This is a genomic window from Variovorax monticola, assembly GCF_051216855.1.
GTDB lineage: Bacteria > Pseudomonadota > Gammaproteobacteria > Burkholderiales > Burkholderiaceae_C > Variovorax.
Window position 1 is genome coordinate 135361 of the sequence record NZ_JBPJZP010000003.1, and the last position, 17510, is coordinate 152870.

Genomic DNA, 17510 nt, shown 5'->3' on the forward strand with positions numbered 1-17510 from the left:
CACCCCCGCCCGGCTGCTCTGGCTGGCCGGCCTACTTCGTCGTGCGCATCAGCCGCAGCCCGTTCGCCACCACCAGCAGGCTGGCGCCCATGTCGGCGAACACCGCCATCCACATGCTCGCGCTGCCGAACACGGCCAGCACGAAGAACACCGCCTTGATGCCCAGTGCCAGCGAAATGTTCTGCCACAGCACCGCATGCGCGCGGCGCGACAGGCGGATGGTCTCGGGAATGCGGCGCAGGTCGTCGTTCATGATGACCACGTCGGCCGCTTCCATGGCGGTGTCGGTGCCGGCGCCGCCCATGGCGAAGCCGATGTCGGCCTGCGCGAGCGCGGGAGCGTCGTTGATGCCGTCGCCGGTCATGGCCACCGCGCCGTAGCGCTGCTGCAGGGCCTGGATGGCGGCCAGCTTGTCTTCAGGCAGCAGGTTGCCGCGCACGTCCTCGATGCCGGCATGCGCGCCGATGCTCTTCGCGGTGGCGGCGTTGTCGCCGGTGAGCATGACGGGCACCACGCCCAGCGCGCGCAGTTCGGCCACCGCGGCCTGCGACGACGCCTTGATGGTGTCGGCCACGGCGAACAGCGCGAGCACGGCCTTGTCGGACGCCAGCAGCGTGACGGTGCGCCCGGCCTCTTCATGGCTTTGGAGCTCGGCCTCGAGTTCGGGCGAACACAGCCCGCGCTCTTCGATCAGGCGGTGGTTGCCCAGCACATAGGCCTGGCCCGCGACCGTGGCCTGCACGCCGCGCCCGGGGAGCGCGGTGAAGTCGCCCACCTCTTCAAGCGCCTTTTCGAGCGCCTCTTCGCGCGGCCCCCTCAGCCCGTCGGCAATGGCCTTGGACACCGGGTGGTCCGAGCGGCCCGCGATGCTCGCGGCCGTTGCGAACACCGCCGCCTCGTCGGCCGACGCATCGCGCAGCGACGAGGCCACCAGCTTGGGCTTGCCTTCGGTGATGGTGCCGGTCTTGTCGAGCGCGATCGCCTTGAGCTTGCGCGCCTCCTCGAGGTAGGTGCCGCCCTTGATGAGAATGCCGCGCCGCGCGGCCGAAGCCAGCGCGCTCACCACGGTGACGGGCGTGGAGATGACCAGCGCGCACGGGCACGCGATGACCAGCAGCACCAGCGCCTTGTAGAGCGCCTGCAGCCAGGTCCAGTCCATGAACAGCGGTGTGAACACGGCCACGGCCAGTGCCAGCACGAAGACGGTGGGCGTGTAGATGGCGGCGAAGCGGTCGACGAAGCGCTGCGTCGGCGCGCGCGAACCTTGCGCTTCCTCGACCGCATGGATGATGCGCGCGAGCGTGGTGTTGGCCGCCACGGCCGTCACGCGGAACTCCAGCGCGCCGGTCTGGTTGATGGTGCCCGCGAACACCGGGTCGCCCACGGTCTTGTCGACCGGAATGCTCTCGCCCGTGACCGGCGCCTGGTCGATGGTGCTGGTGCCCGCGGTGACCACGCCGTCCAGCGGCACGCGCTCGCCGGGGCGGATGCGGGCCACGGCGTCCAGCGCGACGGCGTTGGCCATCACGGCCTGCCAGCTGCCGTCGGGCTGCTTCACCTCGGCCTGCTCGGGCGCGAGTGCCAGCAGGCCCTGGATGGCATTGCGCGCGCGGTCCACGGCGCGGGCCTCGATGAGCTCGGCAATCGCGTACAGCGCCATCACCATCGCGGCCTCGGGCCACTGGCCGATGATGAACGCGCCGGTCACGGCCACGGCCATCAGGGCGTTGATGTTCAGGCGGCCGCGCACCAGCGCGGCAAAGCCCTTCTTGTAGGTGTCCAGGCCGGCCAGGCCGATGGCGCCCAGCGCCAGCACCATCTCGGCGGCCATGAAGCCCTTGCCCTCGAACCCCATGAACGAGATCGACTCGGCCGCCACGGCCAGCACCAGCGCCGCGATGAGCCGCACCAGGCCCACGCTCATGCCCGCGATCTGCGCGGGCGCGGCGGCAGCCTGCGTGCCCGACGCGGGGCCGCCCGCGGCGTTCAGCGGCTCGGGCTTGAAGCCGGCCTTGCGGATGGCGGCCAGCGCCTCGGGCAATGCGCCGTCGTCGGTGGTGATGGCCATGGTGCGTTCGCCCAGGCGAAAGCGCAGCGCCTTGACGCCCGCCACGGGCTCCAGGGCGCGGCGGATGTCGGACTCTTCGACGGCGCAGTCCATGGTGGGGATGCGAAAGAGCTGGGCGCCCTTGGGCACGTCGGCCACATCGGGCGTCAATGGAACCGGGCCGTGGCTGCTGCCGCAGCAGGCGTCGGCGGCATGCGAGTGGGCATGGGCTTGGCCTTGGGTGGGCGCATGGTCATGGCCATGACCGTGGTCATCGGCGTGGGAATGCGCATGTGGCGCGGGCTGCTTCAGGGCGTTCTCGTTCGTCATGCAATCGATTGGAAACCCTGAAGCAGGTGTAGAGTCAAACGCTCTTTTCCATTCGTTCATTTGCCGCATCATGAAAATCGGAGAACTGGCCAAGGCCACGAACACGCCGGTCGAAACCATCCGGTACTACGAGCGAGAGCTGCTGCTGCCCGAGCCGGCGCGCACCGACGGCAACTACCGCATCTACGACGAAGACCATGCCCAGCGCTTGGGCTTCATCCGGCGCTGCCGCTCGCTGGACATGACGCTCGACGAGATCCGCAGCCTGCTGAAATTCCGCGACGCGCCGCAGGAAGACTGCGGCCAGGTCAACCAGCTGCTGGACGACCACATCGGCCACGTGGCCGCGCGCATCGCGGAACTCAAGACGCTGGAAAAACAGCTGAAGGCGCTGCGCCTGCAGTGCGGCGGGCCGGCGTCGGCGAACGCCTGCGGCATCCTGCAGGAGCTGGACACGGCGGCGGTCGCGCCCGACAGCTTCGGCCAGCATGCGGGGCATGTGCATGGTGCGCTGCATCCACCGGCCAAGCGCGCCGCCTGACCTTCGCGCGGCGCCGCCTCCTACGCAGCCGGCGGGCACCGCGAAATTTGCCCCCTCTTCTGGAGCAAATGCACTAGGCGGTCTGGTGCATACGCAGCTGTTTCGCGGTGCGGCGCAAACCTAACATTCCTTTCACCAGGCAACTTCGCCTGTGCATTTTTCGAAAGGAATTCGCCATGAACAAGAACACCGTCGACGGCACGCTCAAGCAGGTCAAGGGCTCCGTGAAGGAAGCGCTCGGCAAGGTCACGGGCAACGAGAAGCTCGAGGCCGAAGGCGCCACTGAAAAGGTCGAGGGCAAGGTGCAGGAAGGCGCGGGCAAGGCCCAGCAGGCCGCCAAGGACCTGGCCGACAAGGTGCGCCCGTCGAAGTGACCGCGCATCGCACCCTCCCCCACTGAACCCAAGGAAAAAAACCATGTTCGAACGAACCGAAGGCGCGATGCAGAACATCGCAGGAAAGATCCAGGACGCCGTGGGCAGCGCCACGGGCGACGTCGGCACGCAGATCGAAGGCAAGGCGCGGCAAGTCGCCGGCCGCACGCAGCAAGGCTACGGCGAGGTGCTGGCCCAGCTGCGCAGCGCGGCACGCACCAGTCCCGTCGCCACGCTGGCGGCGGTGGCGGCCGTGAGCTTCATCGCCGGCGCGCTGTGGACCAGGCGCTGAGCGCGCCGTCTCATCGAACATTCAGGGAAGCAACAACATGAACACCACCAACCTGCTGACGGCCGAAGGGCTGCGACCGTGGCCTTCGCGCGTCTCCTGGGGCGCCGTCTTCGTCGGCCTGTTCCTCGCACTCGCGACCTACCTGTTCCTGGGCCTGCTCGGCACAGCCGTGGGCTCCGGCGCCATCGACGCGCTGGGCGAACGCAACCCGCTCGCCGGCTTCGGCACGGGCACCGGCGTTTGGGTCGGCGTGTCCACGCTCGTCGCGCTGGCCGTGGGCGCCTTCTTTGCCGGGCGCTCGGCGCCGGGCAAGGGCATCCTGCACGGCGTGCTGTGCTGGGCGGTGACCACGCTGGTCACGGTGTATGCGATCTCGTCGCTGGCAGGCGGCGTGATCGGCGCGGCCTCCGGCGTGGCGAGCACCGGCCTGTCGCTCGCCGGCCAGGGCGTGGCGGCCGCCGCACCCACGCTGGCGTCGGGCGTGAAAGACCAGTTGCAGAAGAACGGCATCAACTTCGACCTGTCGGACGCCCGTGCCCAGCTGGAAACCCTGCTGCGCCAGACCGGCAAACCCGCGCTGGACCCCGACAAGCTGAAGGCTGACGCCCGTGCGGCGGCCAGCGACGGCAAGGCGACCGCCGCGGACGCCGCCACCACGCCGCAGACCTCGGCGGACGACCTTGCGGGCTTCTTCGAGCGCCTGCGCCAGAAGGCCCAGCCCGGCCTGGACGCGGCCGACAAGGACGCGCTGGTGAACATCATTGCCGCGCGCACCGGCAAGAGCCGCGCCGAAGCCGAGCAGGTGGCGAACAACTACGAGCAAAGCTTCAACCAGGCGGTCGCGAAGTACAACGCCTTCAAGCAGCAGGCCGAGCAGAAGGCCCGCGAAGCCGGCGATGCGGCGGCCAAGGGCGTGAGCCATGCCGCCTGGGCGGGCGTGATCGTGCTGCTGCTGGGCGCCCTGGTGTCGGGCGGCGCGGGCTTCCTCGGCCGGCGCAGCAGCCGCGACTGACAGCAGAAGAAGCTGAAAGCACCGCATCGCGCGGCCGGGGTCTAATGGCGCGCATGCGGGCTTTCCGCGGTTCGAGACGTACACCATGAACGATCGCGTTCTACAGACCCAGACCGACAGGCGGCAGCTGCAGCAGATCATCACCGGCCTCACCGAGGGCGTGATGCTGGTCGAGCCCGACCAGCGCATCGTCTGGGCCAACGAGGCAGCGCTGAAGATGCACGGCGTGGTCACCATCGCCGACCTGGGCGGCGACGTCACGCAGTACCGCGAGCGTTTTCGCCTGCGCTACCGCAACAACCACCCGCTGCAGGAAGGCCAGTACCCGATCGAGCGCGTGATCGCCGGCGAATGCTTCAGCGACGTGATCGTCGAGGTGTTTCCGGCACACGACGAAGCGGTGAACTGGGTGCACCGCGTGCGCAGCCTGGTGCTGACCAACAGCGACGGCGAACCCGACTGCCTCGCGCTCATCCTGCACGACGCCAGCGAGTGGGCCAGCGCCGAGACGCGCTTCGAGAAAACCTTCAATGCCAACCCTGCGCCGGCCGTGATCTGCCGGCTGAGCGACCAGCGCTACATCAAGGTCAACCAGGGCTTCCTGGAAATGACGGGCTATGTGCGCGAACAGGTCATCGGGCGCTCGGTGTACCAGCTCGACGTTTTCGAGAACGCCGACAAGCGCGACCTGGCGGTGGAGCGGCTCGGCGAAGGCGGCACCATCCCGCAGATGGAGGCCGAGCTGCGGCTGCCCGACGGCGGCCACAAGCCGGTGGTGGTGGCGGGCCAGCCGATCGACATCGGCGAGGAGGCTTGCATGCTCTTCACCTTCATGGACCTGGAGCCGCGCCGCAAGGCCGAGAGCACCCTGCGCCAGAGCGAGGAACGGTTCCAAAAGGCGTTTCGCATGCTGCCCGTGCCGAGCGCGGTGCTGGCGGCGCAAGACCTGACGCTGCTCGACATCAACGAGGCGTTCACCGCGGTGACCGGCTACGCGCCCGAAGACCTCATCGGCCGTGCCGCGGACACGGCCGGCATCTGGCTGAACGATGCGCACGAAGCCATCGCGGCCCAACTGGCGCAAAGCGGCAGCGTGCGGGCGGCCGAGTTCCGCGTCGGACGCAAGGACGGCGAGCCCATCGACTGCCTGGTGTCCGCCGAGAACGTGACGATCAACGGCCAGGCGTGCGTGCTGATGGCATGGCTCGACATCAGCGAGCGCAAGCGCTCCGAGCTGGAACTGGTCAGCGCCATCGAGACGGTGATGAAGGACGCCTCCTGGTTCAGCAAGTCGCTGATCGAGAAGCTGGCCAACGTGAAGCGGCACAACGAATCGGGCCGCACCGCCCAGCTGGACGACCTGACCCCGCGCGAGCGCGACGTGTTCGACGCGCTGTGCGAAGGCCAGGCCGACAAGGAGATCGCCAGGAAACTCGGCGTGGCGCTGAGCACGGTGCGCAACCATGTGTCCACCGTGTACGCCAAGCTCGACGTGCACAGCCGCGGCGCGGTGGTGCTGTGGGCGCGCAACCACGGCTACTTCGTGGCGCGCCGCCCCCCGCAGGCGGACTGAAGCGCGGCGGCGGGCTTACTTGCCCACCAGCTGCGTGAGCTTCTCCGCCTCGAAGCTCTCGTCGCGCGCCGCGTCGCGCGGCACGCAGTCCCTGGTGCCCGGCTGCGCCGACAGCTTCTCGATGGCCTGCCACAGCAGCGCGATCTGGTGTTCCTGGCTGGAGGCGTTGTCGATCAGCCCACGCATGGCCTGGCTCAGCGGATCGTCTTCCTGCGTGATGCCGTAGGCCGAGAACTTCTGCGGCGAGGCCACGTCGGCGCTTTCGCCGTCCAGGCTGCTTTTCGACAGGATGATGCGGGCCGGAATGCCCACCGCCGTCGCCCCGGCCGGCACCGGCTTGATGACCACCGCATTGCTGCCGATCTTCGCGCCGTCGCCGACCAGGAAGCCGCCCAGCACCTTGGCGCCCGCGCTCACCACCACGTTGCGGCCCAGCGTCGGGTGCCGCTTGGCGCCCTTGTAGAGCGAGGTGCCGCCCAGCGTCACGCCCTGGTAGATGGTGCAGCCGTCGCCGATCTCGGCGGTTTCGCCCACCACCACGCCCATGGCATGGTCGAAGAACACCCGCTCGCCGATCTTGGCCGCCGGATGGATCTCGATGCCGGTCAGGCCGCGCGCGCAGTGCGCGATGAAACGGGCCGGCCACTTGAACCCGTGGTTCCAGCACGCATGCGCCCATCGATGCAGCACCACGGCATGGAAGCCGGGATAGACCGTGATCACTTCCCAGGCGCTGCGGGCGGCCGGGTCGCGTTCGAGGATGCACCGGATGTCGGCGCGCAGTCGAGAGAACATCGCTGCCTTTGTTTTCGTTATATCGATAGAGGGCGCGCAGTCTATAACCCGGCGTCATCGCGTACACGCAATGGGGGTTTAGAGACCCGTCGGGTCCTTCGGGGCGGTTGCGCCGCGGGGCGGGCGGGTCGCGTCGCTCATGGCCTTGGCGATGCCGCGCAGGATGTGGATCTCTTCCGGCGTGGGCTGGGCGCGGTTGAACAACTGCTGCAGGCGCGGCATGAGCTTCTTGGGCGCCTCGGGGTCGAGAAAGCCGATCTCCACCAGCGAGCGCTCCCAGTGGTCGAGCATGCCGGCCACGGCCTGCGCGTCGGCCTGCACGGAGGGCACGGCCTCGCGCACCCCGTAGCCGCCCAGGGCAAGGCGCCATTCGTAAGCCACCACCTGGATGGCGGCGCCCAGGTTGAGTGAGCCGAACTTCGGGTCGGTGGGAATGGTCAGCGCCACGTTGCAGCGGTACACGTCTTCGTTTCGCATGCCGAAACGCTCGGAGCCGAACAGGAAGGCAACGTGCTGGTCGCCCTGCTTGCCCAGCGGTTCCAGGTGCTCGCGCGGGGTGCGGGTGGGCGGGCCGAAGTCGCGCGCAATCATGGCCGTGGCGCACAGGTGGGTCACGCCGTCGAGGGCCTCGTCGAGCGTCTCGACGATGCGCGCGTTGGTGAGCACGTCGAGCGCGCCGCTCGCGCGCTGGATGGTTTCCTCGCGCCGCAGCACGTTGGCCCAGCGCGGCGCCACCAGCACGAGGTCGTCGAAACCCATGGTCTTCATGGCGCGGGCGGCGGCGCCCACATTGCCGGCGTGGCTGGTCTGGATCAGGATGAAACGGGTGCGCATGGCGGGTTGGGGAGACACGAACGGGCGGACCCGGTAAAATGCGCCGATTCTCGCCGCCCGCATCGCCGGGTCGCTTCCAGGGGTTCCCAGAGGCCCCTTTCCTGTTCTTCTCACAATCCAATGTCGTCCCCCAACCTGCATCCCATGCTCAATGTGGCCGTCAAGGCCGCACGCGCCGCCGGCGCGATCATCAACCGCGCTGCCCTCGATGTCGAGGCCGTGCGCATCTCCCAGAAGCAGGTCAACGACTTCGTCACCGAAGTCGATCACGCCAGCGAAAAGGTCATCATCGAGACCTTGCTCGGCGCGTACCCGGGGCACGGCATCCTGGCCGAAGAATCGGGCACCGAGCATGGTGCGCAAGACTCCGACTACGTCTGGATCATCGATCCGCTGGACGGCACCACCAACTTCATCCACGGCTTTCCGGTGTACTGCGTGTCCATCGCGCTGTCGGTGCGCGGCAAGATCGAGCAGGCCGTCGTTTATGACCCGAGCCGCAACGACCTGTTCACCGCCACCAAGGGCCGTGGCGCCTACATGAACGAGCGCCGCATCCGCGTGTCCAAGCGCGTGAAGCTCAGCGAGTGCCTGATCTCCACCGGCTTCCCGTTTCGCACCGGCGACAACTTCAAGCAGTACCTGGCCATCATGGCCGACATGATGCCCCGCATGGCCGGCCTGCGCCGCCCCGGCGCCGCCGCGCTCGACCTGGCCTACGTGGCCGCCGGCTTCACCGACGGCTTCTTCGAAACCGGCCTGAACCCCTGGGACGTGGCCGCGGGTTCGCTGCTGGTCACCGAGGCCGGCGGCCTGATCGGCAACTTCACGGGCGAGCCCGACTTCCTCGAGCAGCGCGAATGCCTGGCCGCCGCACCGCGCATCTACGGCCAGCTGGTGCCGCTGCTCGCCAAGTACTCGAAGTTCGCGAATGTGGACGACAAGCTGCGCGCCAGCGACCGCGTGCGCGCCGTGTCCGCCTCGACCAAGTCGAACCCGGAAGACGCCTCGGCCGACCTGTACGCCCGCAGCACCGTGGCCGACTTCGTCGATGCACCGGCCGAGGGCGACGCGCCCGCCGTGGCCCCTGCCGCGCCGCGCAAGCTCACGCGCATCCGCCGCGACGCGCCCGCCGCCGGCGGCCCCTTCGAGGGCGACGCTTCCGCCAAGTGATGCTGGGGCCCCACGCCGCGCCCCGCCTTCGCGCCGCCCTGCGCATTGCGCTGAGCCACTACGTCGCGAGCGGGCTCACCGTGGCGCTGGGGCTGCTGTTCATCTCGGGCGGCATTCACTTCTGGCTGGGCACGCTCGCGGCCTCGGCCGCCGCCACCGGCGTGATCGTCACCGCGCCGCCCGACCTGCCCGGCCCGCGCCGCGGCAAGTTCCTGCAGATGCTGCCGGCGCCGCTCATCGGGCTGCCGCTGTTCCTTGCGGTGCAGATGCTGCACACCGCGCCCATCCGCCTCGGGCTGCTGCTGGTGCCGGCCACCTTCATGGCCTTCCTGGCCATGGCCTGGGGCAAGCGGGGCATTCCCATTGCCATCGCGGTGATGTTCTCCATGATCTTCTCGATGGCCACGCCCACGCCCACGGGCTTGGCCGACGCGCTGGAGCGCACCTGGCACTTCGGCATGGGCGCGGGCCTGTACGTGCTGTGGGCGACGCTGTCGAACCTCGTGCTCAACGGGCGCTTTCGCACCCAGTCGATCGCCGACGTGCTGTATTCGCTGGCCGCGCTGATGCGCACCGAGGCCAGCCAGTTCCTGCCGCAGGACGAGACGCGCGACGTGCGCGACACCCCCGCCCCGCTGCTGGGCCAGCTGCTGCGCGAGCAGGCCGCGCTGGCCGACCAGCTGCAGGCCACGCGCGACATCGTGCTCGAGTCGCCCCGCACGCCACGCCGCCAGCGGCTGGCCGCGATGCTGGTGATCGTGCTCGAAATGCGCGACCAGCTGCTGGCCAGCGAGCTCGACCTCGACACCCTGCGCGCCCACCCCGCGCATGCCGAGGCGCTCATCCAGATGCGCACCGTGCTCGAGGAGCTGTCCGACGAAACCGTCGCGCTGGCCGACGCCCTGCTGATGCGCCGCCACCCCGAGGCCGTGGCCGACCGCCGGCCGCGGCTGGCGGCCATCCATGTGTCGGCCGACGACAGCAACAGCCACGGCGGCCACATCGGCCCCACCGCCGCCATGCTCGCGCGCGGGCTGGCCAGCCGCATCGGCCACATCAACGACGAAGTGCTGCGCCTGTCGGCCATGGCGCGCGGCGACGTCGAGCCCAACCTGGCCGTGGTGCGCGCCAACTGGCAGATGTTCGTGAGCCCAACGGACTGGTCGTTTCGCCCCTTCTTCACGCTGTGGCGCTGGGACCAGCCGCCGCTGCGCCATGCCATTCGCGCAGCGCTGGCCATTGCGGCGGGCTACGCCATCGCGGTGTCGATGCCCTGGGGTTCGCACGACTACTGGATCCTGCTGACCATCGTGGTGGTGCTGCGCGGCAGCCTCTCGCAGACGCTGGAGCGCCGCAACGCGCGGGTGGCCGGCACGCTGCTGGGCTGCGTGCTCGCGGTGGCGCTGCTGTCGGGGCATCCGTCCGCGCTGATGCTGCTGGTGATCGTGACCGTGGCACAGGCCATTGCGCACAGCTTCGCGGTGCGCCGCTACCTCATCACCGCCGTGGCAGCCACCGTGCTCGGCCTGGTGCAGGCCCACATGCTGAACGTGGGCGTGGCGCCCATCTTCGCGCTGTTCGAGCGCATTGCCGACACGCTCATCGGCGCCACGCTGGCCTGGGGCTTCTGCTACGTGCTGCCCTCGTGGGAACGCACGCAGATTCCGGCACTGGTGGCGCGCGTGCTCACAGCGCAGGCCCGCCATGCGCGCCTGGCGCTTGGCCTGGGCCAGCTGCAGGCCATCGACAGCAGCCCCGAACTCGAATGGCGCCTGGCGCGCCGCGAGGCCTACGACAGCCTCTCGGCGCTGGTGCAGGCCACGCAGCGTTCGCTGTCCGAACCGCGCGCGGTGCAGCCGCCGCTGGAACCGCTCGAACACCTGCAGGCCCACAGCTACCAGTTGCTCGCGCAGCTGAGCGCCGTGAAGTCGATGCTCGTGCTGCGGCGCGACCGCCTCACGCCGGACGACATCGTGGGCCCGATCAGCCGCACCTCGCAAAGAATCGAAGCGGCCATCGGAACTCTGCCCACCACCGGGCCCTCTCAACCCGAGAGCGCTGGTTCCACCGCCGTCGGCGGACCCATTCCCTTGCCCGACCCGTTCGACAACGACATCAGCCCCTGGCTGCTGCGCCGGCTCGACCAGGCCACGGCGCTGGCCACGCAGCTGCGCGACGACGCGGCGCGCATTCTTCAAACCCTGAACGAGACAACGGAAACAGCAAACACGACCACCGCCCGATGACCAAAGAGATACTCGCCCACCCCTGGTTCGGCACATGGATTGCCGCCCTGATCGCGGTTCCCCTGGCTCTTCTCGTGCACCGCATCGGCGGCCTGGTGCTCCGGCGCATTACCCGCCCTGCCCCGACGATCCACACGATGGTGGTCAACTGCAACGCGGCGGCGCGGCTCGTGCTGCCGCTGGTGGCGCTCAACGTGGTGTGGCAGGGCGCGCCCGACGACCTTCGCTTCATCGGCAACGTGCGCCACCTCACCGGCTTGCTGCTCATCGCATCGAGCACCTGGCTCGCGGTAAAGGCCATCAGCGGCTTCGCCGACGGCGTGCTCGCGCAGAACCCTTCGGACGTGTCCGACAACCTGCAGGCGCGCCGCGTGCTCACGCAGACCCGCGTGCTGGCGCGCACCGCCGCCACGGTGGTGCTGGTGGCCGGCGGCGCCATGATGCTCATGACCTTTCCGGGTGCGCGCCAGGTGGGTGCCAGCCTGCTGGCCTCGGCGGGTGTGATCGGCATCGTGGCCGGGCTGGCGGCCAAGCCGGTGTTCAGCAACCTCATCGCGGGGCTGCAGATTGCGCTGGCGCAGCCGATCCGCATCGACGACGTGCTCGTGGTCGAGGGCGAATGGGGCCGCGTGGAAGAAATCACCGGCACCTTCGTGGTGGTCAAGATCTGGGACGAGCGCCGCCTCATCCTGCCGCTCACCTACTTCATCGAGAAGCCGTTCCAGAACTGGACGCGGCATTCGGCGCAACTGCTGGGCGCGGTGTTCATCTACGCCGACTACGGCATGCCGCTCGCGCCGCTGCGCGAAGAGGTGGAGCGCATCGTGAAGGCCGCGCCCGAGTGGGACGGCCGCTTCTTCAACCTGCGCGTGACCGACGCCACCGAACGCACCATGCAGATTCGCGTGCTGTGCACCGCGGCCACCTCGAGCCTGGCCTTCGACCTGCGCTGCAGCGTGCGCGAAGGGCTGATCGACTTCATGCAGCGCGCGTACCCGCAGTTCCTGCCGAAGATGCGCATCGAAAGCGACGGCCCGCAGGAACGGGAACAGCCGCGGGCGATGGCCGCCTGAACCGGCCGAGTAACCCGAGGCGGCCTGGGGGGACAGGCGAAAACCATCAGATAAGAACAATTCTCACCTATCATTAAGAATTGTTTCTTACATGAGGTCCTCATGCGCGGCGCGTCTTCCCCTTCGACCGGGCGCCCGGTCCAGACACCCATCGCACGCAGGAACGTGACACGCCGCCGCGCCGTGCGCACGCTGGCCGTGGTGCTCGGCGGCGGCCTTGCGCTGTGGCTCGCCGTGGCGCAGGACCCGGTGAGCCGCGCGCGGACCGGCTACAGCACCGGTCAGGGGGAGCAGCTGCGCGTCGAACTGGACGACGGCAGCGTGCTCGTGCTGGCCCCGTCCACGCGCGCCGACGTGCGCTTCGACGCGAACGAACGCCGCATCGTGCTGCGCCAGGGCCGCGTGATGGCGACCGCGGGCGCGGACGCCGACGTGGCGCAGTCCAGGCCCTTCTTCGTCGAGACCGGCGACGGCCGCGTCCAGGCGCTGGGCACGCGTTTCTCGGTGGCGCTGGCCGGTGAAGGCGGCAAGGACGGCAACGGCAGCGAGGTGCAGGTGTTCGAGGACGCCGTGCGCATCCGCCCCGCCTCCGGCGCCGCGGCGCGCACGCTCGACGCCCGGCAGCGCGCCCGGCTCGACGCGCAGGGCGTGCACGACATCGGCACGCTCGATGCCGACGCCGACGCGTGGGCCGACGGCCTGCTCGTCGCACGCGACATGAAGCTGCGTGACCTGGTCGAGGCGCTCGCGCCCTACCGGCGCGGTCGCATCGCCTGCGACGCCGAGGTGGCAGACCTGCGCATCTCGGGCGTCTTCAGCCTCACCGACACCGACCACACGCTGTCGCTCGTCGAAAAATCGCTGCCCGTGCGCGTGGCTACGTCCACCCGCTACTGGGTCACGTTGAAGGCCGCGGCGCCGCGCTGAACCCGAGGGCGCAACCTGGTGAAGAATCGGGGGCCGGCGAACGTGCCGAACCCCATCGGCCATCGCCAGGTCCCGATCACCCCGAGAGTGCCGCGTTGAAGCCAGACCCCGAACGAAACTCCCCGCTCACGCGGCTCCTGCTGTACGCCTTTGCCGTGCTGTGCCTGGTGCTGGGGCTCATCGGCGTCGTGCTGCCCGGCATGCCGACGACAGTGTTCATCCTGATGGCCGCATGGGCCGCCGCGCGCAGTTCGCCGCGCCTGCACGCCTGGCTGCTGAACCACCGCCTGTTCGGCCCGCTGCTGCGCAACTGGGAAAACGGCCGCACCGTGAGCCGCCGCGCCAAGTGGAGCGCGACCATCACCATGGCGGTGTGCGCGGTGATCGTGTCGTTCACCGCGCACCGCGCGTGGCTCGCCGTGCTGGCCATCGCGTGCATGGCGACGGTGCTGGCCTGGCTGTGGTCGCGGCCGGTGCCGCGTGCATGAGACTGTCTATCGAGGCTGTGTATTGAAGCTGTCTATGCCGGCTTCGCCGGCTTGAGCTCGGCCATGCCCGCAGGCGCCGCCACGGCCCGCGCCGGAATCGGCACCGACATGACGATCGACGTGCGCGTCTCGCCCAGGTGGTTGATGCTGCTCACGAAGGCTTCGAGGTGTTCGATGTCGCGCGCAATCACCTTGAGCACATACGAGTCCTGCCCCGTCACGTGGAGGCACTCCAGCACTTCGTGCTTGCCCTTGAGCAGCTTCAGCAGCCGCGCCTTGTCGGGCTGCGCGGTCGTGATGCCGACGAGCGCCGTCACCGTGTAGCCGACCTTGCGCGGCGGCACCAGCGCGCGGTAGCCGTCGAGCACGCCGGCTTCTTCCAGCCGCTTCACGCGTTCGGCCGTCGAGGGCACCGACAGGCCCACCTGCTTCGACAGCGCCGTGAGCGAAGTGCGTGCATCGACCTGGAGCACGTCGAGGATCTGCCAGTTCTTGCTGTCGATTTCCATGAATTTCAGGCTGGTGTTGACGATGGGCTCTCGATTTCAGGCGAACAAGGTGTTCTGCCTGCGTTTCGCCATTCTCTCCAGCTAGGCTGCGCGGGACAATTTCGGCATGGACTTCTCTCTCTTCCTCAAGGCCCTGGTCATCGGGCTTTCCATCGCTGCGCCCGTGGGGCCCATCGGGCTGCTGTGCATCCAGCGCACGCTGGCGCACGGCCGCGGCATCGGCTTTCTCAGCGGGCTGGGCGCCGCGCTGGCCGATGCGGTGTACGGAGCCATCGGTGCGCTCGGCGTGTCGGCCGTCGTCTCGAGCATGGTCGCGGCGCGCGTGCCGCTGGCGCTGGGCGGCGCGGCGTTTCTCGCATGGATGGGCGTGCAGCTGCTTCGCGCGCCGGCCGCGACCACGGCCAGCGCGGCGCCGGACGCGGTCGCACCGTCGAAGGCGATGAACGCGGTGATGTCGATCTTTGTGCTGACGCTGGCCAACCCGATGACGATCCTTTCGTTCATTGCGGTGTTCGCGTCCATCGCGACCGGCCATGTGGGCAGCGCCGGTGCGGCGGCGACGATGGTGCTGGGCGTGTTCCTGGGCTCCGCACTGTGGTGGCTCGGCCTTTCGACAGCGGTGGCGTCGGTGCGGCACAAGCTCGGCGCAGGCGCCATGCGGTTCATCAACCGGCTGTCGGGCGCCGTCTTGCTGGCCTTTGCGGCGTATCAGCTCTGGACGCTGCTCGCGCGCTGAGCGGGTGACGCCGGCCTTTTCCGCATCGGCGGCAGCTCGAGATTCGTGAACGCGCGCAAGACCCACTCCACCGGCCCGTAGACAAAGCGGCGCATCCACCAGCGGCTCAGCACCAGCTGGCACGCGAAGATCGCGAAGGCAATGGCGGTGGTGGCGAGCGGCCCGAAGGTGCCGATCCACCGCAGGCCATAGGCCAGGAAGAGCCATGCGCACACCAGCGACTGCAGCAGGTAGTTCGACAGGGCCATGCGCCCGGCGGGCGCGAGCAGGCCCTCGACCCCATGGCCGCGAGGGCCCAGCATCCACAGCACCAGCGCGCACGCGTAGGCGGCGGACAGGAACGGCGCGGTCAGCAGCGTCGCGGCAAGGCCGTAGATCTCGCGGATCGAGTGGTCCACGCGCGCCGAGGGCCAGGCATAGACGGCAGCACCCGGCAGGCCGATCACCAGCCCCCAGACCAGCAGGCGCCGGAACAGGCCGCGGTGCGCCTCGGCATTCACGAACAGCCCGCGCCGGCCCGCGATGAACCCGGCGAAGAACATGGCCAGCGCCGTCGGTGCCTGAACCAGCACGGTGATCCACCAGATCTGCGTCAGCTCGCGCACGTGCTGAACCATCACCGTGGCAGGCGTGCCGCGGTAGGCCGCCAGCGCCCTGCCCGCTTCTGCGTACGCACCGCCCATGTCCGTCGACAGGTTGGCGAACGCCAGCAGGTAGCCGATGCCGGCCCACAGCAACGACGTGACGAGCACCAGCCCGATGGCGAGGCACGCCAGCAAGACATCGCCGCGCCGCCGCAGCATCAGCAGCACCACGCCGATCACCGCGTACGTGGTGAGGATGTCGCCGTGATAAAGCACCACGGCATGCACCACGCCGAGCACCCACAGCCCCAGCAGCCGGCGCGCCATGCGCGGCGCGAACGACACGCCGATGCGCTGCGCCGCCTGCATCTGCAAGCTGAAGCTGTAGCCGAACAGGAACGAGAACAGCAGGTAGAACTTGGTCTCGAACACGAAGGTGCGCACGAACGACGCGCCACGCTCCACCAGCGACAGGCCCAGCGGGTCGGGCACGCCCGCACCGTAGTAGGTCGACGAGAAGCTGGCGATGTTCACCACCAGGATGCCCAGCAGCGCGAAGCCGCGCAATGCATCGACGAGCGACTGGCGCTGGGGTTGTTCGGCGGGGGAATCGGGGAGGCTGGGGGTTTCGTTCATGGTCTGTCGGCGCACGCGCGAAAAGCTGCGCGGTGTCGAATGCTGCCGCGCCGGCACCGCAGGTTACCTGACCGATACTTCGCCCCTTTTTTGAAATCGCCGACAGCACCGACCTCGATGCGGTGGCGCGTCAGTTGGGCTTGCGCGGCGTCGACGGCCGTGGCCTGGCGCGCGAGGCCGGCAAGGGCGCATGGATCGTGGCGAGCAAGCTCAAGGGTCGCGTCGAAGTGGGCTGCCAATACCCGAACCCGAAGATCAGCTCCTGAGCGACCCGCGACGCGACATCAGGCCTTGCGCTTGCGCACGATGGCGCGGATCTCCTCGATCAGCAGCCGCGCGCCCTCGCCCATTCCGCCCACTCCGCCGCCTTCGCTGCCTTCACCGCCTTTGCCGCCTTCGCCGCCTTCGCCGGACTCGAGCGTTCGCCGCACGGTGAGCCCCACCGGTCCTTCGGTGCCGGCGGTGGCTATTGCCACGCGCTTGAGTTCTCCGCGCGCGAGCAGCCCTTCCACCGCGCCCTGCGGTGCGAACCACACCGCCTCCGAACGCTGCAGCAGGCCGACCGCAAAGCTGGTGTCGGTCGCCTCCACCAACTGGTTCGGCAATGCCATGCCTTGCGCGATGAGGAAGGCGTCCGCCGTGTGCCGGATCAGCGTGCCCGACACCGGCAGCACCAGCGGGCAGGCCGCCAGCGCATCGAGTGTCGGCTTGCGCCGCGACGCCAGCGGATGCCCGGGCCGCACCACCAGCAGCAGCGGCTCGCTGTAGAGGTGCTCGAACGCCAGGTCGGCCATGGCCGAAGCCTGCGCGAGCCGGCCCAGCACCAGGTCGATTTCGCCCTGGCGCAGCTGCGTCATCAATTGCGCATTGGTGCCGCTCGCCACGCGCACGCGCACCGCCGGGTGCGATGCGTGCAGTTGCGCCACGGCTTGCGGCAGCAGCTCGCCCGCCATGTTGGGCAGCGCGCCGACGGCCACGCGCAGCTGGTCGGCCTCGGGCTGGTCCATGGCCAGGCCCAGGCCTTCGCGCAGGCCGCGCAATGCCGAGACGGCATGCCGCACCAGCACCTCGGCGGCCGGCGTGAGCTCCACGCCCCGGCGACGCCGCAGCAGCAACTGGCGCCCGACGATTTCCTCCAGTTCCGCCACGGTCTTGGACACCGCCGGCTGCGTGAGCGACAGCACCCTGGCCGCGCGCACCAGGTTGCGCTCCTGCGCCACCATCACCAGGCACTGCAGGTGGCGCATCTTCAAGCGTGCAAAGTTCATGGCTGACATGGTGTTTCCTTCTGGCGCGGCATCGTTCAAATATAACGACAGGGAATACCTGGCGGATGAGCT

General features: G+C 69.2%; 18 protein-coding genes. 12 read left to right on the top strand and 6 right to left on the bottom strand.

Features of this window, described 5'->3' with window-relative positions:
• Positions 1-31 precede the first annotated feature (31 nt).
• Positions 32-2377 carry a heavy metal translocating P-type ATPase gene (locus tag ACSFA5_RS11760; protein WP_435444212.1) on the bottom strand — a complete coding sequence of 782 codons (2346 nt, stop codon included), beginning with the start codon at positions 2375-2377 and terminating at the stop codon, positions 32-34.
• A gap of 70 nt (positions 2378-2447) precedes the next feature.
• Between ACSFA5_RS11760 and cadR the strand changes: the two genes are divergently transcribed.
• The 5 genes from cadR (at position 2448) to ACSFA5_RS11785 (ending at position 6169) form a co-directional block, all read left to right on the top strand.
• Positions 2448-2918, top strand: coding sequence for a Cd(II)/Pb(II)-responsive transcriptional regulator (gene cadR, locus ACSFA5_RS11765; protein WP_435444213.1), 471 nt, complete (start codon positions 2448-2450; stop codon positions 2916-2918).
• A 176-nt stretch (positions 2919-3094) separates the two neighbouring features.
• Positions 3095-3292, top strand: coding sequence for a CsbD family protein (locus ACSFA5_RS11770; protein ID WP_435444214.1), 198 nt, complete (start codon positions 3095-3097; stop codon positions 3290-3292).
• A gap of 43 nt (positions 3293-3335) precedes the next feature.
• Complete coding sequence (locus ACSFA5_RS11775; protein WP_435444215.1) at positions 3336-3584, top strand: CsbD family protein; 249 nt, start codon at positions 3336-3338, stop codon at positions 3582-3584.
• Positions 3585-3621: 37 nt separating this feature from the next.
• The gene (locus ACSFA5_RS11780; protein WP_435444216.1) at positions 3622-4596 is read left to right on the top strand and encodes a hypothetical protein; all 975 of its coding nucleotides are present in this window, start codon (positions 3622-3624) and stop codon (positions 4594-4596) included.
• A gap of 85 nt (positions 4597-4681) precedes the next feature.
• Positions 4682-6169 (top strand): PAS domain S-box protein, encoded by a 1488-nt coding sequence (locus tag ACSFA5_RS11785; RefSeq protein ID WP_435444217.1) that lies wholly within the window; start codon positions 4682-4684, stop codon positions 6167-6169.
• Between the two features lie 15 nt (positions 6170-6184).
• Here ACSFA5_RS11785 and cysE read toward each other — a convergent pair whose 3' ends face one another.
• Both cysE and ACSFA5_RS11795 read right to left on the bottom strand, forming a co-directional pair.
• Complete coding sequence (gene cysE, locus ACSFA5_RS11790; protein ID WP_435444753.1) at positions 6185-6985, bottom strand: serine O-acetyltransferase; 801 nt, start codon at positions 6983-6985, stop codon at positions 6185-6187.
• A 57-nt stretch (positions 6986-7042) separates the two neighbouring features.
• Complete coding sequence (locus ACSFA5_RS11795; RefSeq protein WP_435444218.1) at positions 7043-7798, bottom strand: RNA methyltransferase; 756 nt, start codon at positions 7796-7798, stop codon at positions 7043-7045.
• Positions 7799-7918: 120 nt separating this feature from the next.
• Here ACSFA5_RS11795 and ACSFA5_RS11800 point away from each other — a divergent pair, with 120 nt between their 5' ends.
• From ACSFA5_RS11800 to ACSFA5_RS11820, 5 genes are all read left to right on the top strand, one after another.
• Positions 7919-8971: an inositol monophosphatase family protein gene (locus ACSFA5_RS11800; protein WP_435444219.1), complete on the top strand. Its 1053-nt coding sequence runs from the start codon at positions 7919-7921 to the stop codon at positions 8969-8971.
• Positions 8971-11217: an FUSC family protein gene (locus ACSFA5_RS11805; RefSeq protein WP_435444220.1), complete on the top strand. Its 2247-nt coding sequence runs from the start codon at positions 8971-8973 to the stop codon at positions 11215-11217. Before ACSFA5_RS11800 ends, ACSFA5_RS11805 begins: the two co-directional genes overlap by 1 nt.
• Complete coding sequence (locus ACSFA5_RS11810) at positions 11214-12290, top strand: mechanosensitive ion channel family protein (RefSeq protein WP_435444221.1); 1077 nt, start codon at positions 11214-11216, stop codon at positions 12288-12290. Before ACSFA5_RS11805 ends, ACSFA5_RS11810 begins: the two co-directional genes overlap by 4 nt.
• Before the next feature lie 165 nt (positions 12291-12455).
• Positions 12456-13217: a FecR family protein gene (locus tag ACSFA5_RS11815; RefSeq protein WP_435444222.1), complete on the top strand. Its 762-nt coding sequence runs from the start codon at positions 12456-12458 to the stop codon at positions 13215-13217.
• Between the two features lie 95 nt (positions 13218-13312).
• Positions 13313-13705: a YbaN family protein gene (locus tag ACSFA5_RS11820; RefSeq protein WP_435444223.1), complete on the top strand. Its 393-nt coding sequence runs from the start codon at positions 13313-13315 to the stop codon at positions 13703-13705.
• A 32-nt stretch (positions 13706-13737) separates the two neighbouring features.
• Here ACSFA5_RS11820 and ACSFA5_RS11825 read toward each other — a convergent pair whose 3' ends face one another.
• Positions 13738-14214 carry an Lrp/AsnC family transcriptional regulator gene (locus ACSFA5_RS11825; RefSeq protein ID WP_435444224.1) on the bottom strand — a complete coding sequence of 159 codons (477 nt, stop codon included), beginning with the start codon at positions 14212-14214 and terminating at the stop codon, positions 13738-13740.
• A 106-nt stretch (positions 14215-14320) separates the two neighbouring features.
• On the opposite strand from ACSFA5_RS11825, the gene ACSFA5_RS11830 reads away from it, so the two are divergent.
• Positions 14321-14950 (top strand): LysE/ArgO family amino acid transporter, encoded by a 630-nt coding sequence (locus tag ACSFA5_RS11830; RefSeq protein ID WP_435444225.1) that lies wholly within the window; start codon positions 14321-14323, stop codon positions 14948-14950.
• Here the strand turns inward: ACSFA5_RS11830 and ACSFA5_RS11835 are convergent.
• Positions 14923-16170 (bottom strand): DUF418 domain-containing protein, encoded by a 1248-nt coding sequence (locus ACSFA5_RS11835; RefSeq protein ID WP_435444226.1) that lies wholly within the window; start codon positions 16168-16170, stop codon positions 14923-14925. The two genes, ACSFA5_RS11830 and ACSFA5_RS11835, sit on opposite strands and share 28 nt — an antisense overlap.
• A 122-nt stretch (positions 16171-16292) precedes the next feature.
• Between ACSFA5_RS11835 and ACSFA5_RS11840 the strand changes: the two genes are divergently transcribed.
• Entirely contained in the window at positions 16293-16436 is a 144-nt protein-coding gene (locus ACSFA5_RS11840; RefSeq protein ID WP_435444227.1) for a hypothetical protein, read from the top strand.
• 18 nt (positions 16437-16454) lie between these two features.
• Here the strand turns inward: ACSFA5_RS11840 and ACSFA5_RS11845 are convergent, their stop codons facing one another.
• A complete protein-coding gene (locus tag ACSFA5_RS11845) occupies positions 16455-17447 on the bottom strand; it encodes a LysR substrate-binding domain-containing protein (protein ID WP_435444228.1) in 993 nt (330 codons plus the stop codon).
• Positions 17448-17510: the final 63 nt, after the last annotated feature.

Excerpts from the sequence above, each read along its gene's own strand:
- ACSFA5_RS11805 (WP_435444220.1), top strand. The coding sequence starts at position 8,971 with ATGCTGGGGCCCCACGCCGCGCCCCGCCTTCGCGCCGCCCTGCGCATT.
- ACSFA5_RS11845 (WP_435444228.1), bottom strand. The coding sequence starts at position 17,447 with ATGTCAGCCATGAACTTTGCACGCTTGAAGATGCGCCACCTGCAGTGC.
- ACSFA5_RS11760 (WP_435444212.1), bottom strand. The coding sequence starts at position 2,377 with ATGACGAACGAGAACGCCCTGAAGCAGCCCGCGCCACATGCGCATTCC.
- ACSFA5_RS11780 (WP_435444216.1), top strand. The coding sequence starts at position 3,622 with ATGAACACCACCAACCTGCTGACGGCCGAAGGGCTGCGACCGTGGCCT.
- ACSFA5_RS11835 (WP_435444226.1), bottom strand. The coding sequence starts at position 16,170 with ATGAACGAAACCCCCAGCCTCCCCGATTCCCCCGCCGAACAACCCCAG.
- ACSFA5_RS11830 (WP_435444225.1), top strand. The coding sequence starts at position 14,321 with ATGGACTTCTCTCTCTTCCTCAAGGCCCTGGTCATCGGGCTTTCCATC.
- ACSFA5_RS11810 (WP_435444221.1), top strand. The coding sequence starts at position 11,214 with ATGACCAAAGAGATACTCGCCCACCCCTGGTTCGGCACATGGATTGCC.
- ACSFA5_RS11785 (WP_435444217.1), top strand. The coding sequence starts at position 4,682 with ATGAACGATCGCGTTCTACAGACCCAGACCGACAGGCGGCAGCTGCAG.
- cadR (WP_435444213.1), top strand. The coding sequence starts at position 2,448 with ATGAAAATCGGAGAACTGGCCAAGGCCACGAACACGCCGGTCGAAACC.
- ACSFA5_RS11800 (WP_435444219.1), top strand. The coding sequence starts at position 7,919 with ATGTCGTCCCCCAACCTGCATCCCATGCTCAATGTGGCCGTCAAGGCC.
- ACSFA5_RS11825 (WP_435444224.1), bottom strand. The coding sequence starts at position 14,214 with ATGGAAATCGACAGCAAGAACTGGCAGATCCTCGACGTGCTCCAGGTC.
- ACSFA5_RS11770 (WP_435444214.1), top strand. The coding sequence starts at position 3,095 with ATGAACAAGAACACCGTCGACGGCACGCTCAAGCAGGTCAAGGGCTCC.
- ACSFA5_RS11795 (WP_435444218.1), bottom strand. The coding sequence starts at position 7,798 with ATGCGCACCCGTTTCATCCTGATCCAGACCAGCCACGCCGGCAATGTG.
- ACSFA5_RS11775 (WP_435444215.1), top strand. The coding sequence starts at position 3,336 with ATGTTCGAACGAACCGAAGGCGCGATGCAGAACATCGCAGGAAAGATC.